General features: G+C 43.6%; 15 protein-coding genes and 1 pseudogene. 7 read left to right on the top strand and 9 right to left on the bottom strand.

The features are described 5' to 3' along the window. Positions 1-102: 102 nt before the first annotated feature. Both pgi and tal read right to left on the bottom strand, forming a co-directional pair. Complete coding sequence (pgi, locus tag FLAVO9R_RS15760; protein ID WP_159532844.1) at positions 103-1752, bottom strand: glucose-6-phosphate isomerase; 1650 nt, start codon at positions 1750-1752, stop codon at positions 103-105. An 18-nt stretch (positions 1753-1770) separates the two neighbouring features. After that, positions 1771-2730 (bottom strand): transaldolase, encoded by a 960-nt coding sequence (gene tal, locus FLAVO9R_RS15755; RefSeq protein ID WP_159532842.1) that lies wholly within the window; start codon positions 2728-2730, stop codon positions 1771-1773. Between the two features lie 288 nt (positions 2731-3018). On the opposite strand from tal, the gene yaaA reads away from it, so the two are divergent. Together yaaA and FLAVO9R_RS15745 are read left to right on the top strand one after the other, a co-directional pair. Next, positions 3019-3795 (top strand): peroxide stress protein YaaA, encoded by a 777-nt coding sequence (gene yaaA, locus FLAVO9R_RS15750; RefSeq protein ID WP_159532840.1) that lies wholly within the window; start codon positions 3019-3021, stop codon positions 3793-3795. 77 nt (positions 3796-3872) lie between these two features. Then, positions 3873-4511, top strand: a complete 639-nt coding sequence (locus tag FLAVO9R_RS15745) for a glutathione S-transferase family protein (RefSeq protein ID WP_159532838.1) — start codon at positions 3873-3875, stop codon at positions 4509-4511. A gap of 75 nt (positions 4512-4586) precedes the next feature. Here FLAVO9R_RS15745 and FLAVO9R_RS15740 read toward each other — a convergent pair whose 3' ends face one another. Then, complete coding sequence (locus tag FLAVO9R_RS15740; protein ID WP_420838748.1) at positions 4587-4865, bottom strand: tRNA-binding protein; 279 nt, start codon at positions 4863-4865, stop codon at positions 4587-4589. 600 nt (positions 4866-5465) lie between these two features. On the opposite strand from FLAVO9R_RS15740, the pseudogene FLAVO9R_RS15735 reads away from it, so the two are divergent. Beyond that, positions 5466-6482, top strand: a pseudogene (locus tag FLAVO9R_RS15735) (polysaccharide lyase family 7 protein); the annotation flags it as partial. Between the two features lie 579 nt (positions 6483-7061). Beyond that, on the top strand, positions 7062-7397 hold the full coding sequence (locus tag FLAVO9R_RS15730) for a VOC family protein (protein WP_013782897.1): 336 nt from the start codon (positions 7062-7064) through the stop codon (positions 7395-7397). Positions 7398-7478: 81 nt separating this feature from the next. On the opposite strand, the gene FLAVO9R_RS15725 is transcribed toward FLAVO9R_RS15730, so the two are convergent. The 6 genes from FLAVO9R_RS15725 to FLAVO9R_RS15700 all read right to left on the bottom strand — a co-directional run bounded on the left by FLAVO9R_RS15725 (position 7479) and on the right by FLAVO9R_RS15700 (position 13567). Then, positions 7479-9500, bottom strand: coding sequence for an NADPH-dependent 2,4-dienoyl-CoA reductase (locus FLAVO9R_RS15725; protein ID WP_159532834.1), 2022 nt, complete (start codon positions 9498-9500; stop codon positions 7479-7481). A 350-nt stretch (positions 9501-9850) separates the two neighbouring features. Next, positions 9851-10705: a transposase gene (locus FLAVO9R_RS15720; RefSeq protein ID WP_159532832.1), complete on the bottom strand. Its 855-nt coding sequence runs from the start codon at positions 10703-10705 to the stop codon at positions 9851-9853. Between the two features lie 274 nt (positions 10706-10979). After that, positions 10980-11420, bottom strand: a complete 441-nt coding sequence (locus FLAVO9R_RS15715; protein WP_159532830.1) for a DUF4426 domain-containing protein — start codon at positions 11418-11420, stop codon at positions 10980-10982. A 22-nt stretch (positions 11421-11442) separates the two neighbouring features. Beyond that, positions 11443-11982, bottom strand: coding sequence for a YggT family protein (locus FLAVO9R_RS15710; protein WP_159532828.1), 540 nt, complete (start codon positions 11980-11982; stop codon positions 11443-11445). Between the two features lie 21 nt (positions 11983-12003). Next, complete coding sequence (proC, locus tag FLAVO9R_RS15705; protein ID WP_159532826.1) at positions 12004-12825, bottom strand: pyrroline-5-carboxylate reductase; 822 nt, start codon at positions 12823-12825, stop codon at positions 12004-12006. A 55-nt stretch (positions 12826-12880) separates the two neighbouring features. Beyond that, positions 12881-13567 carry a YggS family pyridoxal phosphate-dependent enzyme gene (locus FLAVO9R_RS15700; RefSeq protein ID WP_159532824.1) on the bottom strand — a complete coding sequence of 229 codons (687 nt, stop codon included), beginning with the start codon at positions 13565-13567 and terminating at the stop codon, positions 12881-12883. Positions 13568-13591: 24 nt separating this feature from the next. Here FLAVO9R_RS15700 and FLAVO9R_RS15695 point away from each other — a divergent pair, with 24 nt between their 5' ends. Genes FLAVO9R_RS15695 through FLAVO9R_RS15685 form a run of 3 tightly spaced genes read left to right on the top strand, consistent with a single transcriptional unit; the run spans position 13592 to position 16077 of the window. Further along, the gene (locus FLAVO9R_RS15695) at positions 13592-14635 is read left to right on the top strand and encodes a type IV pilus twitching motility protein PilT (RefSeq protein ID WP_159532822.1); all 1044 of its coding nucleotides are present in this window, start codon (positions 13592-13594) and stop codon (positions 14633-14635) included. Between the two features lie 9 nt (positions 14636-14644). Then, entirely contained in the window at positions 14645-15757 is a 1113-nt protein-coding gene (locus FLAVO9R_RS15690; RefSeq protein ID WP_159532820.1) for a PilT/PilU family type 4a pilus ATPase, read from the top strand. A gap of 5 nt (positions 15758-15762) precedes the next feature. Continuing rightward, complete coding sequence (locus FLAVO9R_RS15685) at positions 15763-16077, top strand: putative signal transducing protein (protein ID WP_159532818.1); 315 nt, start codon at positions 15763-15765, stop codon at positions 16075-16077. The last annotated feature ends 172 nt before the right edge of the window (positions 16078-16249 follow it).

The raw sequence follows: 16249 nt of genomic DNA, 5'->3' as shown, positions 1-16249 counted from the left end.
CTTGTACGTTCTTATTTTCTGCTAATAAAAACGGCCGGGGGTAAGCCGGCCGTTCAGTTATTATTTGCACCAAATTTGAGTGATTACTTCACTCAGACTTCCTTATTTTGGTGCATTCGCTGCTCTGAAACGGGCAATCAATTGTTGGGTAGATGCGTCAAAACTTTCTTCTTCTGCATTTCCCTGAATGCCTGCCAGTACTTGGTTGCCCAGTACTTTTCCTAACTCTACGCCCCATTGGTCGAATGAGTTAAGGTTCCAGATAACACCCTGAACGAATACCTTATGCTCATACATTGCAACTAGTGCGCCAAGTGTCTTAGGCGTAAGGCTATCAAACATTAAGGTATTACTAGGCTTGTTACCCGGCATCGTCTTGTGGGCCGCCAAACGCGTACGTTCCGCCTCGTCTAAGCCTTTGCCTTCTAAGTCGGCATAACACTCATCAAAGGTTTTGCCTTGCATAAGCGCTTGCGCTTGGCCAAAGCAGTTAGATGCTAACATCGCATGGTGTGTGTCATCTTGGTTAGGTACATTCAACGGCAACATAAAGTCAGCTGGAATAACCCCTGAGCCTTGGTGAATCAGCTGATGGAAGCTGTGCTGGCCGTTAGTTCCTTCACTACCCCAAATAATAGGGCCTGTGGCGTAATCTACCGCTTCGCCGCCTTGAGTGACTTCTTTACCATTACTTTCCATATCAAGTTGCTGTACATAAGCAGGCAAGCCACGAAGGTAATGATAATAAGGTAGGAGCACCTGAGACTGTGCATCGAAGAAATTGCGATACCACACGCCTAATAGGCCAAGTAAAACCGGTAGGTTTTGCTCTAACGGTGCTGTTTTAAAGTGCGTGTCCATGTCGAACGCGCCTTCAAGCAAGCCTTTAAAGTTTTCAAAACCTAAAGCTAAAGATATAGGTAACCCAATTGCTGACCACAAAGAATAACGGCCACCAACCCAATCCCACATAGGGAAAATGTTATCTTCTGCTATTCCGAATTCAGTGGCCGCTTTTACATTTGAAGACACGGCAACAAAGTGTTTCGCGATATCTTCTTGGGTGCCGCCAGATTTTAAAAACCAAGCCTTGGCAGAAAGGGTATTCTGCAACGTTTCTTGCGTAGTGAATGACTTTGAAGACATCACGACAAGGGTTTCTTCATGATCGAGTTTAGTTAACACATCATGAATATGGCAGCCGTCAACGTTAGCCACAAAATGAACCTTAACCGTTTCAACCGTATGAGGTTTTAGGGCTTCGGTCATAATTTTAGGACCAAGGAAAGAACCACCAATACCAATCGCGACAATATGCTTCACAGATTTACCTGTGTAGCCTTTATGCTCGCCACTGTGAACTAATGCGGTGAAGTCGCGAATTTTATCTAGGGTGGCACGTACTTCGGGCATTACGTCTTCGCTATCAACCATTACAGGTGAATCAGAGAAGTTACGTAGCGCGGTGTGAAGAACAGCACGACCTTCAGTGCTGTTGATTGGCTCGCCGTTAAACATGGCATCGCGGGCGTCATCTAACTTACATGCACGGGCTAATTCGAAAAGTGCACCTAACGCGTGTTCGTTTACGCGGTTCTTAGAGTAATCAAGAAAAATGCCGCACGCTTCTAACTGCATTTTTTCAGCACGCTTGGGATCAGCCTTAAACCAATCACGCATGTGTGCATCTTTCATTGAAGCAGCAATTTGATTAAGTGCTTGCCATTGTGGCAATGATGTCAGTGTACTCATTTTCTAATTCCCTATGGCTTACGCACTTAACTTTTCACGAAGCATCACTTCAAGCTTGTCTTGGTCTGCTGCGAAGTTGCGGATACCTTCAGATAGCTTTTCAGTTGCCATTGCATCTTGGTTCATTTCCCAGCGGAATTCAGACTCGGTTAAACGATCGCCAGGGGTTTTTGTCGCACCGTTGTCTTTAAGTTTCACTGTTAGTTCGCCCGGTTCATTGGCGAGTTCTTCTAATAAAGCTGGGCTTATAGTTAGACGATCGCAGCCCGCTAGAGATTGGATTTCACCAATGTTGCGGAAGCTTGCGCCCATGACTACCGTGCTGTAACCATGTTCTTTGTAGTAGTTGTAAATACTGGTAACCGACACCACACCTGGATCTTCATCAGCAGCATATTCAGTTTTACCAGTCGATTTTTTATACCAATCTAGAATACGGCCTACAAACGGTGAAATAAGGTATGCGCCAGCTTCAGCACAAGCGCGCGCTTGGGCAAAACTAAATAACAAGGTTAGGTTGCATTGAATACCTTTTTTCTCAAGTATTTCAGCAGCCTGAATGCCTTCCCACGTTGATGCCATTTTAATTAGAATACGTGTCTTATCGATGCCGGCATCTTGATAAAGTTGAACAAGACGCTCTGCTTTCTCTACCGTGGCATTTTTGTCGAAGGACAAACGGGCATCTACTTCCGTAGAAATACGACCTGGGATAGAGTCTGAAATCTCTTTACCAATAGCAACAGCAAGTTTGTCGGATGCGTCGATAAGTTGTTGGTCGCTATCAGAGGATTGTAGTTTGGCCCACGCTACTGAGTCGTCGATTAGGCTGGCATACTGAGGCAAGCTGGCGGCTTTTAACAACAAAGATGGGTTTGTTGTTGCGTCTACCGGCTGGTATTTTTTGATTGCGTCGATATCGCCGGTGTCGGCAACGACCGTGGTGATCTCACGTAACGAAGCTAGCTGATTGCTCATAATTCTCTCTAATCTTAAATTAAAAAACTCGAACGAATTGCCAGAAAGGCAAGTCGCGTAAAGCGGTTCGCTTTTGCGTATGTAGGGCGTAATAGTTTGACAGGATCAAACGTTTGCATATTTGGGTATAGTTATACCAAACCCGTGTGACAATTTATAGCGCAGACACGGTAAATACTGGCTAATCGGATTTCTCTGTTACCTTGATTTATGGATTTTTAACGCTAAATTCAACTTCAACTTTTTCACAGTGGTATAATGAGCCCTGAAAAAGATAAGGAGTCGAAGATGTTAGTTGTAGTATCCCCAGCGAAGAACCTAGATTTTGAAACCCCCATTAAGGTGGATGATTTCACGCAGCCTACCATGCTTCAAGACACTGAGCGTTTGATGGAAGTGTGCCGTACCCTTTCGCCAGCCGACCTTTCTTCGTTAATGAAAATTAGTGACAAGTTAGCCACACTTAATGCAAATCGATTTGCAGAATTTTCTACCCCCTTCACCGCTGACAATGCCCGACAAGCCATGTTCGCATTTAATGGTGATGTATACACAGGGCTAGACGCGAACACGCTAACCGATAAAGCGGTTCGTTATGCTCAAGACCACTTGCGTATTCTGTCTGGTCTTTACGGGCTGTTACGGCCATTAGATTTAATGCAAGCGTACCGTTTAGAAATGGGCACCAAGTTAGCGAACTCGGAAGGGAAAGACCTTTATGCGTTTTGGGGGAGTCGTATTACTCAGGTTTTAAACGACGCCATGCAAGCACAGGGTGATAACGTTCTAATAAACCTTGCTTCAAATGAATACTTTAAGGCCGTTAAGAAAAAAGAACTTGAAGGTATGGTGATTACACCTGTCTTTAAAGACTATAAAAACGACCAATATAAGATCATCAGTTTTTTTGCCAAAAAAGCCCGTGGGTTAATGGCAAGATATATTCTAGAAAACGAAGTAAGTGATGTGAAAGGGTTGCAAGCTTTCGATAGTGAAGGTTATGTTTATAGCGAGTCACAAAGCACAGCCACTGAGTTAGTCTTTCTACGACGCCAAGATGCATAAGCTGTTTGTACCGCGTTTTGGCTTCAATATGGCTGTCGGCTGTTAAATTGAAGCACTATATAAACGCGGAGCACGCAATGTATACACTTTATGGATACCCGAAAACCCGGTCGGTTAGGGTGGCATGGGCTTTAGAAGAAATTGGCTTACCTTATGAGTTCAAGGTGGTGAATTTAAAAGCCGGTGAACACCTTAATTCTGCTTTTAAAGTACTAAACCCAGCCACTAAAATTCCTGTCTTAGTCACTGAAGAAGGGGCGCTTTCTGAGTCGGCTGCCATTGTAACGTTCTTAGCTGAAAAGCATGCAATGGAAGAGTTTATTCCTGCACCTGGTACCTTCGCGCGCGGGCTTTATGAGCAAATGATGATATTTGCTGCTAGTGAATTAGAGCAGCCCTTATGGAGTAAAGCAAAACATAGCTTTGCTTTACCTGAACAGCATCGTATTCCTCAAATGCAAAACACGGCAGCGTGGGAGTTCGACCGAGCGTTAACCGCTTTCTCACTACTTCTTAACGACAAAGAGTATGTGTGCGGCAGTTTGTTCACTATGGCCGACATCGTGACAGCCCAAGTGTTGTCATGGGCAAAAGGCAGTGAGCTTGACCTGAAGTTCGACAATGTAAAATCGTATGCTGAGCGGGTGTTATCGCGCCCAGCCTATGAAAAAGCATGGCGCAATGAAGTTGCTCATTTGGCTAAGGCGGATGCTTAAGCCTGCTTTATGAGGTTAGTGTTGATCGCTCGTTTTGAGAAAGGACGCAGAGCGGTTTAGCCTCTGGTTAGATAGTTAGCCCAATTTTGCGCCATTAGGCACAGGTTTGTCAGGGCTGACTAACACCACACCATCGTCACGATAGAAACCGGTCACCAAGTATTCTGACAGGAAGGGGTTTATTTGTTTGGGCGGAAATTTAACTACGGCCACAATTTGCTTTCCCAACAAATCCTCAGGGAAATAGTGTTCGGTTATTTGGGTACTGGATTTACGCGTTCCAATATTCTCACCAAAATCAATAAGTAGTTTGTAGAATGGCTTGCGAGCCTCAGGAAAGTCACTGACTTCAATAATTCTTCAATAATTGTGCCTGTTCTTTGAATTTGGACACCCATAGTTTTGAACAAGCGTCTATCTAGCAGAAATCCACAAATGCAGAATTCAATTTATAGACACCCACGTATTTGAAGGCTAGACGAACCTACTTCGTTAGCCTATTAAATGTGAACAAGCGTCTATCTAGCAGACAGCCACAAATGCAGGGCTCAAAAAGAGTATCACTCATGAGTCTCATCAATAGTCTCACTAATGGACACCAGTCTCACTAATGGACACCCACACTTTTTAGCTATTAAACCTTCCTTTACGTTTCACTAGCCCATACTAGGCAATTGTTCTGTGCAGCCTAATGAATGAAATGAAAGTATTTTGTAATTAAATTGTTTGAATGTTAAATTGGTATTACATTGATTCTTAGTTGGTAATGGTTTTTGGTATTTTATCTCTGCTTTTAGATGCATCCTTGATGGTGTATTGGTAAAGCCATTTTGTTGTTTTTATGAAAGAGGTTCGTATCAAGCAAGTACCGCACAAGAAGTACGCTTAACATATAATTTAAGAGGTTTTTTTATGAAAGTTATCCCTCAACGAGGAAAGTGCAGTAATGCGGCTATGTTGCTCATACTTTCAATATTTAATGTTGGTGCTATTGCGGATGTCGTCCCCGCTGATAAATTCGATTTAACTGAGTGGAATATTACGCTGCCAACTGATGAAAATAATGATGGGAAGCCAGATAGTGTGTCAGTAAAAGACATCCAAGATTTTTCCCATCCTGACTTTTTTTACCTAGACGAAAACGGCGGTATGGTATTTACGTCTCCAAACAAAGCGCTGACAACCGCAAACTCCAGTAACACGCGAAGTGAAATGCGTCATATGTTACGTGGAAAAAGTACACGAATTAAAACCAAATCTCCCAAGAATAATTTTACTGTAGCTAGTAATCCTTTAGCGAAACGCTTCGGGCGAGTAGGTGGCAAGATGGAAGCTACCTTAAAAGTAATCCATGTCGCTCTGCGCGCGAAATACCCTGAAAAAGCACCAGCCTATTCAGTGGTTATCGGTCAAATACATGCCAGTAAATGGGAGAAGAAGGTAAAAGGCTTTGGGTGGGGTAACGAACCGCTTAAGATTTATTATAAGAAATGGCCTAACCATGAAAAAGGCTCGGTATTTTGGACTTATGAAAGAAACCTTCCAAAAGATGATGCTAATCGAAGAGATATAGCTTATCCAGTCTGGGGGAATTTATGGACAAATCCTGAAGATCCTGGTGAAGCAGGATTAGCCTTAGGTGAAGCGCTGAGTTACGTAGTGAATGTGCACGGTGATGTGATGTATTTAACTTTCGAAGCTGAAGGGCATGAAACCGTAGAATATAAAATCAACCTCGCCAATGCGGTAGACGCTTACGGTAAGCTTGATGAGCACGACCATCCATACGGCTACACGCTAGATTGGAATTACTTTAAAGCTGGTGCTTATAACCAATGTAGCACTAAAGATGACCCAGGTTTTTGGTATCCGGCGTGCTTAGGTACAGGCAACTGGGAAGAAGATAAGGTAAATGGTGATTATGCCAGTGTGACGTTCACGCGTTTAGAAGTAGGGGAGAGCGTTGCGCCAAAAGCTAATCACGGCGAACACGCTAAAATTGGTGCCACGTTAAACGAAAAAGTTGGTATGAGTGTTAGTGACATTCCAGACAATGCGTTTACCGCTATCAAAGCCATTGAGCCATCTTTCACAGTAAATGAAGTGGAAAAAGAACTGAAACATGGCAAGACTTATCTTGATGTTGAAGGCGTATTGGCCGATGGCAGAGAAATTGAGTTCGATATGCTACAAGTGGCTGACAAATGGAAAGTAGTAGAGATACAAAGAGACTTAGTATGGTCTCAGCTGCCTGAAAATGTTAGTGGGGCATTAAAACAATCTTCACCGGATTTCGAAGCAAAACGCATTATTGAAAGTGTTCAGCATGGCACTGGAATAACCGTTTATGAGTTTTATGCGGTGGACAGCCAAGGCAAAGAGTCGCGTAAAGAAGTGAAAGTAGAGGGCGGCGAAGCGGTTGTGCTAGCGAAAGAGTGGCAACACTAACTTAGCGGAATAATTGAACGTTTTGCGACCAAATACAGTGATCTTGCTTGTGCACTTATCTACAGTATGTAATTCATTCTGTTAGGTTCTTAGGAGAACACAGTGCAACCTGGGCTTTTTTCGTTAAGTTTAGCGGTCAGTGATATTGCCATCTCGAAAGCATTTTATGAAACGCTTGGCTTTGAGGCCATGCCGTCGTGTGGTTCGGTAGAAGAGAAATGGGTTATCATGAAAAGTGGGCAAACCATGATTGGTTTGTTCGAGGGCATGTTTGAAGGCAATATTTTAACCTTCAATCCCACTGACGTGCGTGAACTTGAGCAGCGCTTGAAGGATAAAGGCATTGAAATAGATGTGCCAGTCAAAGGCGATGAAGGGCCAGGGCATTGCGTAGTAAAAGATCCGGACGGTAATACGATTATGTTCGATCAGTTCTAGTATAAAAAGAAGGGAAGCTAATTAGCTTCCCTTCTTTTTATAAAACTAAACTGAGACACCCACCTTTAAGTATAACTAACTTTAAATTTTAGCGGCTAACTCTGCACCTTGGCGAATAGCTCGCTTCGCATCAAGTTCAGCGGCTACATCTGCACCACCAATAATGTGGACACTCACACCGGCAGCCTCCAGCGGAGCCTGCAAAGGCTTGAACGGTTCTTGTCCCGCACACACGATAACGTTGTCTACGGCTAAGCATTTCGGTTTATCATTTATTAGAACATGCAAACCTTCATCATCAATTTTTTCGTAACTTACACCGTTCACCATTTGCACGTTATGCAGCTTCAAGGATTGTCGGTGGATCCAGCCTGTGGTTTTTCCTAAGCCCTTGCCAACTTTAGAGGTCTTGCGTTGCAGTAAGAATACTTCTCGGCTCGATGGGGTATAGTCTTTCTCGATGAGCGCGCCCTCGTTGGTATAGTTTTTATCAATACCCCAATGAGACAGCCATTTATCAGTGTTGAGCGATAGGTCTTTGTCTTCAACTAAATACTCGGCCACATCGAAACCAATGCCGCCCGCTCCAATAATAGCGACTTTTTGCCCCACAGGTTTGTGGTCGCGCAGCACATCAATATAGCTCATTACTTTAGAGTGGTCAGCACCTTCGATACTTAGGTTTCGAGGGTTGATACCAGTAGCCAAAACCACCTCATCAAAACCGTTTTCAGTGAGAAATTCACAGGTAACATCGGTATTAAGGGTTACGGTAACCCCAGTGCGTTCAAGTTGATTGCTGAAGTAGCGAATAGTTTCATAAAACTCTTCTTTTCCTGGTACTTGTTTTGCGTAGTTGAATTGCCCACCAAGTTCACTCGCTTTGTCGAATATAGTGACTTGATGGCCTCTATCTGCAGCATACATAGCAAATGCAAGCCCCGCAGGGCCAGCACCTACCACTGCAATATGTTTACTATGTGTTACCGGAGTAAAGGTCAGTTCTGTTTCGTAGCAGGCTTGCGGATTAACTAAACAGCTAGCACGTTTTTGTTCAAATGCATGGTCTAAGCACGCTTGGTTACACGCAATACAGGTGTTAATTAGTTGGGATTCATTGCGCATCGCTTTGGCTACAAACTGTGAATCGGCTAAAAATGGTCTTGCCATTGATACCATGTCTGCATGCCCATCGGCTAAAACGCCTTCCGCCACTTCAGGCGTATTAATTCTGTTTGTTGTAACAAGCGGCAGTGATACTTCCTTTTTCATCCGCTGTGTTATCCACGTGAAGGCTGCGCGTGGCACCGAAGTCGATATGGTTGGCACTCGAGCTTCATGCCAACCGATGCCGGTATTAATAAGCGTAGCACCGGCTTTTTCTATCGCTTTGGCAAGGTAAACAACATCATCCCATTTTGCGCCACCTTCAACCAGATCCAGCATCGATAGGCGATAAATGATGATAAAGTCAGCCCCTATCTTTTCACGAATACCTTTTACGATATCGACCGCTATTTTCACCCTGTTTTCTAGACACCCACCCCATTCGTCATCTCGATGATTAGTACGCTTTACCAAGAATTGGTTAATTAAATAACCTTCAGAGCCCATTACTTCTACGCCATCGTACCCGGCTTCTTTCGCAAGACTTGCGCAACTTACGTAGTCTTTGATTGTGGATGTCACAGCTTTTGAAGATAAGGCGCGAGGTTTAAACGGAGTAATTGGAGACTTCATAGGGGAAGCCGATACGGCAAGTGGATGATATCCGTAACGACCAGAGTGCAAAATTTGCATACAAATTTTGCCACCTTCAGCATGTACGGCCTCAGTAATTACTTTGTGCTTCTTTGCATGGCGTTTGGCTGTCATTCTACCAGCGAAAGGGGCTACCCAGCCCGAAATGTTGGGGCTAATTCCCCCTGTTACGATAAGTGCCACACCGCCTTTTGCGCGTTCTGCGTAAAAGGCTGCAAGCTTATCGAATCCACCTTTTTCTTCTTCAAGGCCTAAGTGCATAGAGCCCATTAAAGTACGGTTTTTTAACGTGGTGAAGCCGAGATCTAGGGGCTCAAGTAAGTGAGGGTATGCGTTGGTCATGGTTATTCTCGTTATAATTTTTATTCGGACAGCCATAAACTAGCCCGACCAGTATCTTAAGATTATTTACCAGTATGCTTTGGGGGTAAAGGATTGAGATATAAAAAATCGAAGATAATGTTAAGACACCCACAGTTTTAAGCGTATTTTACGGTGTTAGGATAGAGATAAAGTAAGGTTTGGAGTATTTGTATAGAAATGTTCGTAAGACAAGCCTCTGGTAGTGAGTATTCATCTAAAACTTAATGTTTTAGCAAGGGCATATATTGAGTTGGGGAGTTGACTGCCGATTTGAGTTTGCTGCACCGGAATGCATACTGCTTTAGCGAATTTGATTTAACTGTGTGATATCACCCGGTTTTAGAGAGAACAAGCTTACGTTGGGCAATTGAAAGACCAATAGAGTTTGAAAAGATATCTTCAATCCCAACGACCATACTATTCCAATTTATTTGCGACAAGCCGGTACGTTGTAAAATTGGGGAGACATTGTGGAGTACGTAGGCGGATTTACCTGCACTAATTTGCCTAGCAGTTTGATCGACCAAGGTTAAGTAATCCGCTAAAGTAAACGGCAACCCTTTCAAACCGTGTGGAGAGTTTCCCACAAAGGGCTTGAGGAACTCTGGTTGAACCCCACGCTGTGCTGCCTCTATTCGATGTTTAATGCTGGTGAATTCAGATGTTTCTGGCGTCTTTGAAATACCCACGCGTAGCGGATTCAAATCTACATAAGCCATGCACGCTGCCAATGCGGCTTCATCAAGTAGAGCTTGAGATTTAAATCTTCCTTCCCAAAAACGTCCCGTGCATTCATCTTCCTTGTTAGCTTCACGGGCAATAAATTCATTAAGCAACCTCATAAACCAACTAATGTCATACAATCTTTGTCGATATATATTTGCTGTCGAGATGATAGTTGTTATCTGAACTTCTGTCAGTGAGGCTCGCTGTGCGGGTTGCATAAATTGCTGGGTCAACACAGTGCCTTTATGCAGGGAGTGCCAACGTCTCAATACCTCCTCGGTAGTCCACGACAACGCTTCGTTTCTATCCACATGTAATACCAAGTGGGTATGGTTACTCATTACCGCATAGGCACATACATCAATTGAAAATACGTCCGCTAATGCTATGAGCCTGTCTTCAACCCATTGACGCCGATGCTCGTAACTCTTTCCCGTGTAACGGTCTGCTCCACACAAGAATGCTCGCCTCACACACCGTGATACGCAGTGATAGTAAGGGGTGTTTTGTAAACAGATTAGTGACTTTCTAGGGCGTGGCATAAGGGAACTCACTCTCAAAATAGTTATTGAGATATTGAGCTAATTCATTGGCTAAATATACTGAACAAGAGGATGGTTTGAGTGGGTGTCCATGCTTCTAGTGCGCGTAAAAAAGGCGAGTTTTCACTCGCCTTTTGGTATTTTTACAAAATTATATTACGTGTTTCGCGCTTTCGGCTTACTTTAATTATTAACCATCAACAAACATTTCTTGCTTGAAATTTAAGGTATGCAAGGTATTTCCACGTTGAACATCAATACTGAACCGGTAGTTTTCTCTATCTCTAAAAGGTAGCACTGCTAGGTAGTAAATAGCATCACCTTCTTCTACCTTTTTAAAGGTGAGTGTCTTAGTGGTGCCTATCAAGTTCTTAGCCGTACCCGAAACCGATACCCGTTGAGAAGTTCCTGTTACGGTGTCTAGCACTGAAATATTGACAAGGGCGTTAAATTTACTACGAACTATGCCGTAAGAGGCCGCAACTTCTGGAGTAAGAAAGGGAGTACTCACTACCATGTAATGTACATCCCAATCGCCTAGTTGTTGCTTTTGCTCGGCGTACGCTGCACTACTTATAATAAGTAACAAACTACCCAATAAACCAAAAAGTAATGTACTGATTTTTTTCATGTTATCACCTTACATATTCAGCTTAAAAAAACCTGAATGTGTCTTGAAGTAGCAATTGTAAAAACTGTAGTCCAATAATGGCAATCAGCACAGATAAGTCTAAACCACCTAGAGGCGGTATAACTTTTCTAATGGGTGCTAAGAAAGGCTCAGTTAATTGATAAAGAAGGTAATCGATAGGCGTTTGGCCTTGTGATACCCAACTTAAAATGGCGCGTAGAATCAACACCCAAAACATAATGGAAAGGGTTTCTTTTACCACTTCAATCAGTGCAACGATTGCGATACCTACTGGATTCAAACTTCCACCAGCCATCAGTGAAAGCGTAATTATTTTTAACGCCGCAACAACAAGCGCTAGCACGAACGTAGCCGTGTCGAAGCGTCCGATTGAAGGGATTATTCTGCGCAACGGCCCCACGATTGGATGTGTGGCCTTTACAATAAACTGGCTCATAGGGTTATAAAAATCAGCCCTAACCAGTTGCAACCATAGGCGTAAGATAACCACCATTAAATACAGACCAAATAGTGTATCTACCAGAAAAACCGTTGCATTCATGTTTTGATGTTCCTAAAAACGTTAAAGCTGTTTTGCCATTTCTTCAGCGCGAGCTACCGCAGCGCGCATCGCTTTACTTACGATATCACTCAAATCCAGGTCAATTAAGGTATTGACTGCCGCAGCCGTAGTGCCGCCCTTAGAGGTAACTTGGGCACGAAGCTCACTTAATTCAAGGTCAGGATTGTGACAAACCATTTCAGCCGCGCCCAACATGGCTTGCTGTACCATCAAACGGGATTGTGCTTTATCGAAGCCCATGTTTATGGCTTCCTCTTGCATGGCCTGTAAAAACAAGAAGAAATACGCTGGGCTGCTGCCAGCGGCGGCGATAACGCCGTTAATACCGTCTTCTTCTTCTACCCATACCGTTTCACCTACGCTATTCATCACATCATCAACGTAAGTTCTATTGTCTTGTGACACGGTAGTGTCTGCGTACATGCCTGACATACCCTTACCAAGTAGGCTTGGCGTATTTGGCATTATACGAACAACAGGGTATTCCCCGCCTAACATTTCCTGTAATCGAGAAACGGGTAACCCAGCTGCAATGCTAAGAAATAACTTGCCAGATAAATCGTTGTTATGCTTAAGTTCTGTGCACATATCACCCATCATTTGGGGTTTAACGGCTAGCACAATAGCATCGGCAAACTGGCAGGCTTCATCATTAGATTGGGTAATTTGAATACCGAATTCCTCTTTTAATTTATCGAGTTTCGGAGTAGACGGGTTGCTCGCTAAGATGCGTGTCTTATCGTAGCCAGACTGAATTAAACCACTAATGATGCTACGGCTCATGTTGCCCGCGCCAATGAATGCCAATTTCTTTTGTTGCATATGAATCCTATTGTAAGTTGAAAAACTAACAGCGTTCAGTAAAAAATAGTAGGAACTAGTTTCGTGAGCCAAAGATAGCTGTGCCAATTCTTACCATGGTAGACCCATGAGCGATGGCGCTTTGCATATCACTGCTCATTCCTACGGACAGGGTATCAAAATTGGTCAAGTTTGTATGGTATCGGTCGAACAATTCCTTTAAAGCACTTAAGCTTTGCGCTTGTTCATGGCTGTCCGGGTTCGCTTTAGGAATTGCCATCAGCCCGCGCAAGCAAAGTTTGTCCTGCTGGCCAATAAAGCGCACTAGCTCGTCTACTTCTTCGGGTTTTACACCTGACTTATTCGCTTCATCATCAATATTAACTTGAATACATACATTCAAAGGCGCCATATCCGCCGGACGTTGGTCATTCAAACGACGCGCTATTTTTTCTCTGTCAACGGATTGCACCCAATCAAAATGCTCGGCTACTATTTTTGTTTTGTTCGATTGAATTGGGCCTATCATATGCCATTCAATATCACTAAGTGCAGACAGCTGCTGTATTTTATCTACACCTTCTTGTATATAGTTCTCGCCGAATGTACGTTGTCCTTCTTCATACGCTGCCATAATATCCGATACCGGTTTAGTTTTGCTCACGGCTAGCAATTTAACTGAATTTGGTGGACGATTAGCGTTGGCAGTAGCTAGGCTCACATCCTGTCGTGCACTATTGAGTCTTTCTGCTATTGTTTGCATTATTCACCTTTTTGAGGAGTTGTTGTGGATATTACCGAACTTTTGGCTTTCAGCGTTAAAAATAAAGCGTCAGATTTGCACTTATCAGCAGGTCTGCCACCTCTTATCCGCGTAGACGGAGAAATGCGTAAGCTTAATGTACCCGCATTAGATCATAAACAAGTCCATGCACTTATTTATGAAATAATGAATGACATGCAACGTAAAGAATACGAAGAGAACTTGGAAACCGATTTCTCATTCGAAATTAGTGGCTTGTCGCGGTTTCGTGTAAATGCTTTTGTGCAAAATCGCGGTGCAGCAGCTGTACTTCGTACTATCCCCAACACGGTTCTTACCCTTGATGATTTAGGTGCGCCTGAAATTTTCAAAGAAATAATCAACCAACCTACCGGCATTGTTCTAGTCACTGGCGCCACAGGGTCGGGTAAGAGTACAACCCTTGCGGCGATGGTAGATCATATCAACTCGCATAAGCGTGAGCACATTCTTACTATTGAAGATCCTATCGAGTTTGTGCACGAAAATAAGATGAGCCTGATAAACCAACGGGAAGTACATAGAGACACCCACTCATTTAGTAACGCGCTTCGCTCTGCATTACGTGAAGATCCAGATGTTATTTTAGTTGGTGAATTGCGTGATTTAGAAACAATTCGTTTAGCCATTTCAGCTGCGGAAACTGGGCATCTAGTATTTGGCACTTTGCATACTAACTCAGCGCCTAAAACGATAGACCGTATTATCGATGTGTTCCCTGCCGAAGAAAAAGCGATGGTGCGATCTATGTTGTCTGAATCACTACGAGCTGTAATTTCTCAAACCCTGTTGAAAAAGGTGGGGGGAGGGCGAATAGCTGCGCACGAAATCATGGTAGGTATTCCGGCGATACGAAATCTTATTCGTGAAGATAAGGTGCCTCAAATGTATTCCGTTATTCAAACGGGGCAAGCTTCGGGTATGCAGACTATGGATCAGTGTCTACAACGCTTGTTGGCGCTAGGTGCAATTTCTAGAGAAGACGCTGCCGCTAAATCGAAAGACAAGCAATCGATGAGTAATTTTTAAGGACGAGTAATGTTAGATCGCTTTTTAGAAAAAATGGTAGAGAAATCTGCTTCTGACTTATTCGTAACCGCTGGCTTTCCCGTTAGCGCTAAGGTGCACGGTAAGCTTACCCCAATTTCGGAAAATTCGTTTAATGATGAAGATGCATTAGCACTTGTTCATGAGGCCATGAATGAAAAGCAAAAAGACGCATTTCATACTACCAAGGAATGTAATTTTGCCATTGTGCGAGAGGGACTAGGGCGTTTTCGTTGTTCGGCATTCTGGCAACGAGATCAAGCCGGGATGGTGGTACGTCGTATTGTTACCGAAATACCTAAGGTTGATGATCTTGGTTTACCCTCGGTGTTAAAAGATATCATTATGTCAAAGCGCGGCTTGGTGCTTTTTGTAGGGGGAACCGGCACGGGTAAATCGACCTCCTTGGCCGCACTCATCGGCCATCGGAATAGTAATTCTTTTGGGCATATTTTAACTATTGAAGACCCTATTGAATTTGTACACGAGCATAAATCTTGCGTGATAACTCAGCGTGAAGTGGGCATAGACACCCACTCATTCGACGATGCATTGAAAAGCTCACTGCGACAAGCGCCAGATGTCATTCTTATTGGTGAAATTCGTTCAATGGAGACAATGGAATACGCCATGTCGTTCGCTGACACGGGTCATTTGTGTGTGGCAACACTCCATGCTAACAATGCTAACCAAGCCATTGAGCGCATTATGCACTTAGCGCCAAAAGACCAACACGACAAGTTACGTTTTGACTTAAGCCAAAATATAAAAGCTATAGTAGCGCAGCAGCTTCTTCCAACAAAAGACGGTGAGGGGCGGGTAGCCGCAATTGAAATTCTTCTAAACTCTCCTTTAGTAAGCGACCTTATTCAACGTAATGAAATAGGGAGCTTGAAAGAAGCCATGAAAAAGGGCAAAGAGTTAGGGATGCAAAGTTTCGATATGGCGTTGTACGATTTATATCGCGAGGGCAGTATTGATTTAGACCAAGCCTTACACCATGCAGATTCCCCCAATGATTTGCGTCTAATGATAAAACTAGACTCTAACGATGGGTCGAGTTTGGGCACATTATCCAATGTCTCGATAGATATGGATGACTAAAACTCTTGATTAAGCTTTTTACGTCGTCCGACGCTTTCTTACTTCAGTCGGTGAAAAGTGAACTCGATGCACTCTCTATACCTTACCTAGTGAAAAATGAATTTGCCGGTGGGGCGGTGGGCGAGCTGCCATGGCAAGAATCTCAGCCAGAACTTTGGCTAATAGATGAATCTTGGTCTGCCAGAGCCAATAAGGTTGTGAATTCGCTAATGGACAGCCACAAACCTACCGAGCAGTTCCCGTGGGTTTGTGGAAATTGTGGTGAGCCAAACGGTGAAGCTTTTGATACTTGCTGGAAATGTGGAGGAAGTAGGCCTTAGCGTTACGGGTTTCTGGTTTTCTTATTCATTAATTCGTGATTGAAACTGTGGGTGTCTTGCAATGATAGCCTTAGTCTGAGCTACTTTACGCTGGGTGTAAAAAGAGTGGGTGTCCAAGAACGTCATCCAAGAACGTCACAAGAACGACAGGCGTCCGACCAACGGCGAATGA

The organism is Alteromonas sp. 38, from assembly GCF_902506055.1.
GTDB classification, from domain to species: Bacteria; Pseudomonadota; Gammaproteobacteria; order Enterobacterales; family Alteromonadaceae; genus Alteromonas; species Alteromonas lipotrueae.
This window is presented reverse-complemented; position numbering and strand designations above follow the sequence as displayed.

Coding starts and splice junctions, on each gene's coding strand:
- FLAVO9R_RS15700 (WP_159532824.1), bottom strand. CDS start 13,567: ATGCAAACAATAGCAGAAAGACTCAATAGTGCACGACAGGATGTGAGC.
- FLAVO9R_RS15715 (WP_159532830.1), bottom strand. CDS start 11,420: ATGAAAAAAATCAGTACATTACTTTTTGGTTTATTGGGTAGTTTGTTA.
- FLAVO9R_RS15690 (WP_159532820.1), top strand. CDS start 14,645: ATGTTAGATCGCTTTTTAGAAAAAATGGTAGAGAAATCTGCTTCTGAC.
- FLAVO9R_RS15710 (WP_159532828.1), bottom strand. CDS start 11,982: ATGAATGCAACGGTTTTTCTGGTAGATACACTATTTGGTCTGTATTTA.
- FLAVO9R_RS15725 (WP_159532834.1), bottom strand. CDS start 9,500: ATGACCAACGCATACCCTCACTTACTTGAGCCCCTAGATCTCGGCTTC.
- proC (WP_159532826.1), bottom strand. CDS start 12,825: ATGCAACAAAAGAAATTGGCATTCATTGGCGCGGGCAACATGAGCCGT.
- FLAVO9R_RS15745 (WP_159532838.1), top strand. CDS start 3,873: ATGTATACACTTTATGGATACCCGAAAACCCGGTCGGTTAGGGTGGCA.
- yaaA (WP_159532840.1), top strand. CDS start 3,019: ATGTTAGTTGTAGTATCCCCAGCGAAGAACCTAGATTTTGAAACCCCC.
- tal (WP_159532842.1), bottom strand. CDS start 2,730: ATGAGCAATCAGCTAGCTTCGTTACGTGAGATCACCACGGTCGTTGCC.
- pgi (WP_159532844.1), bottom strand. CDS start 1,752: ATGAGTACACTGACATCATTGCCACAATGGCAAGCACTTAATCAAATT.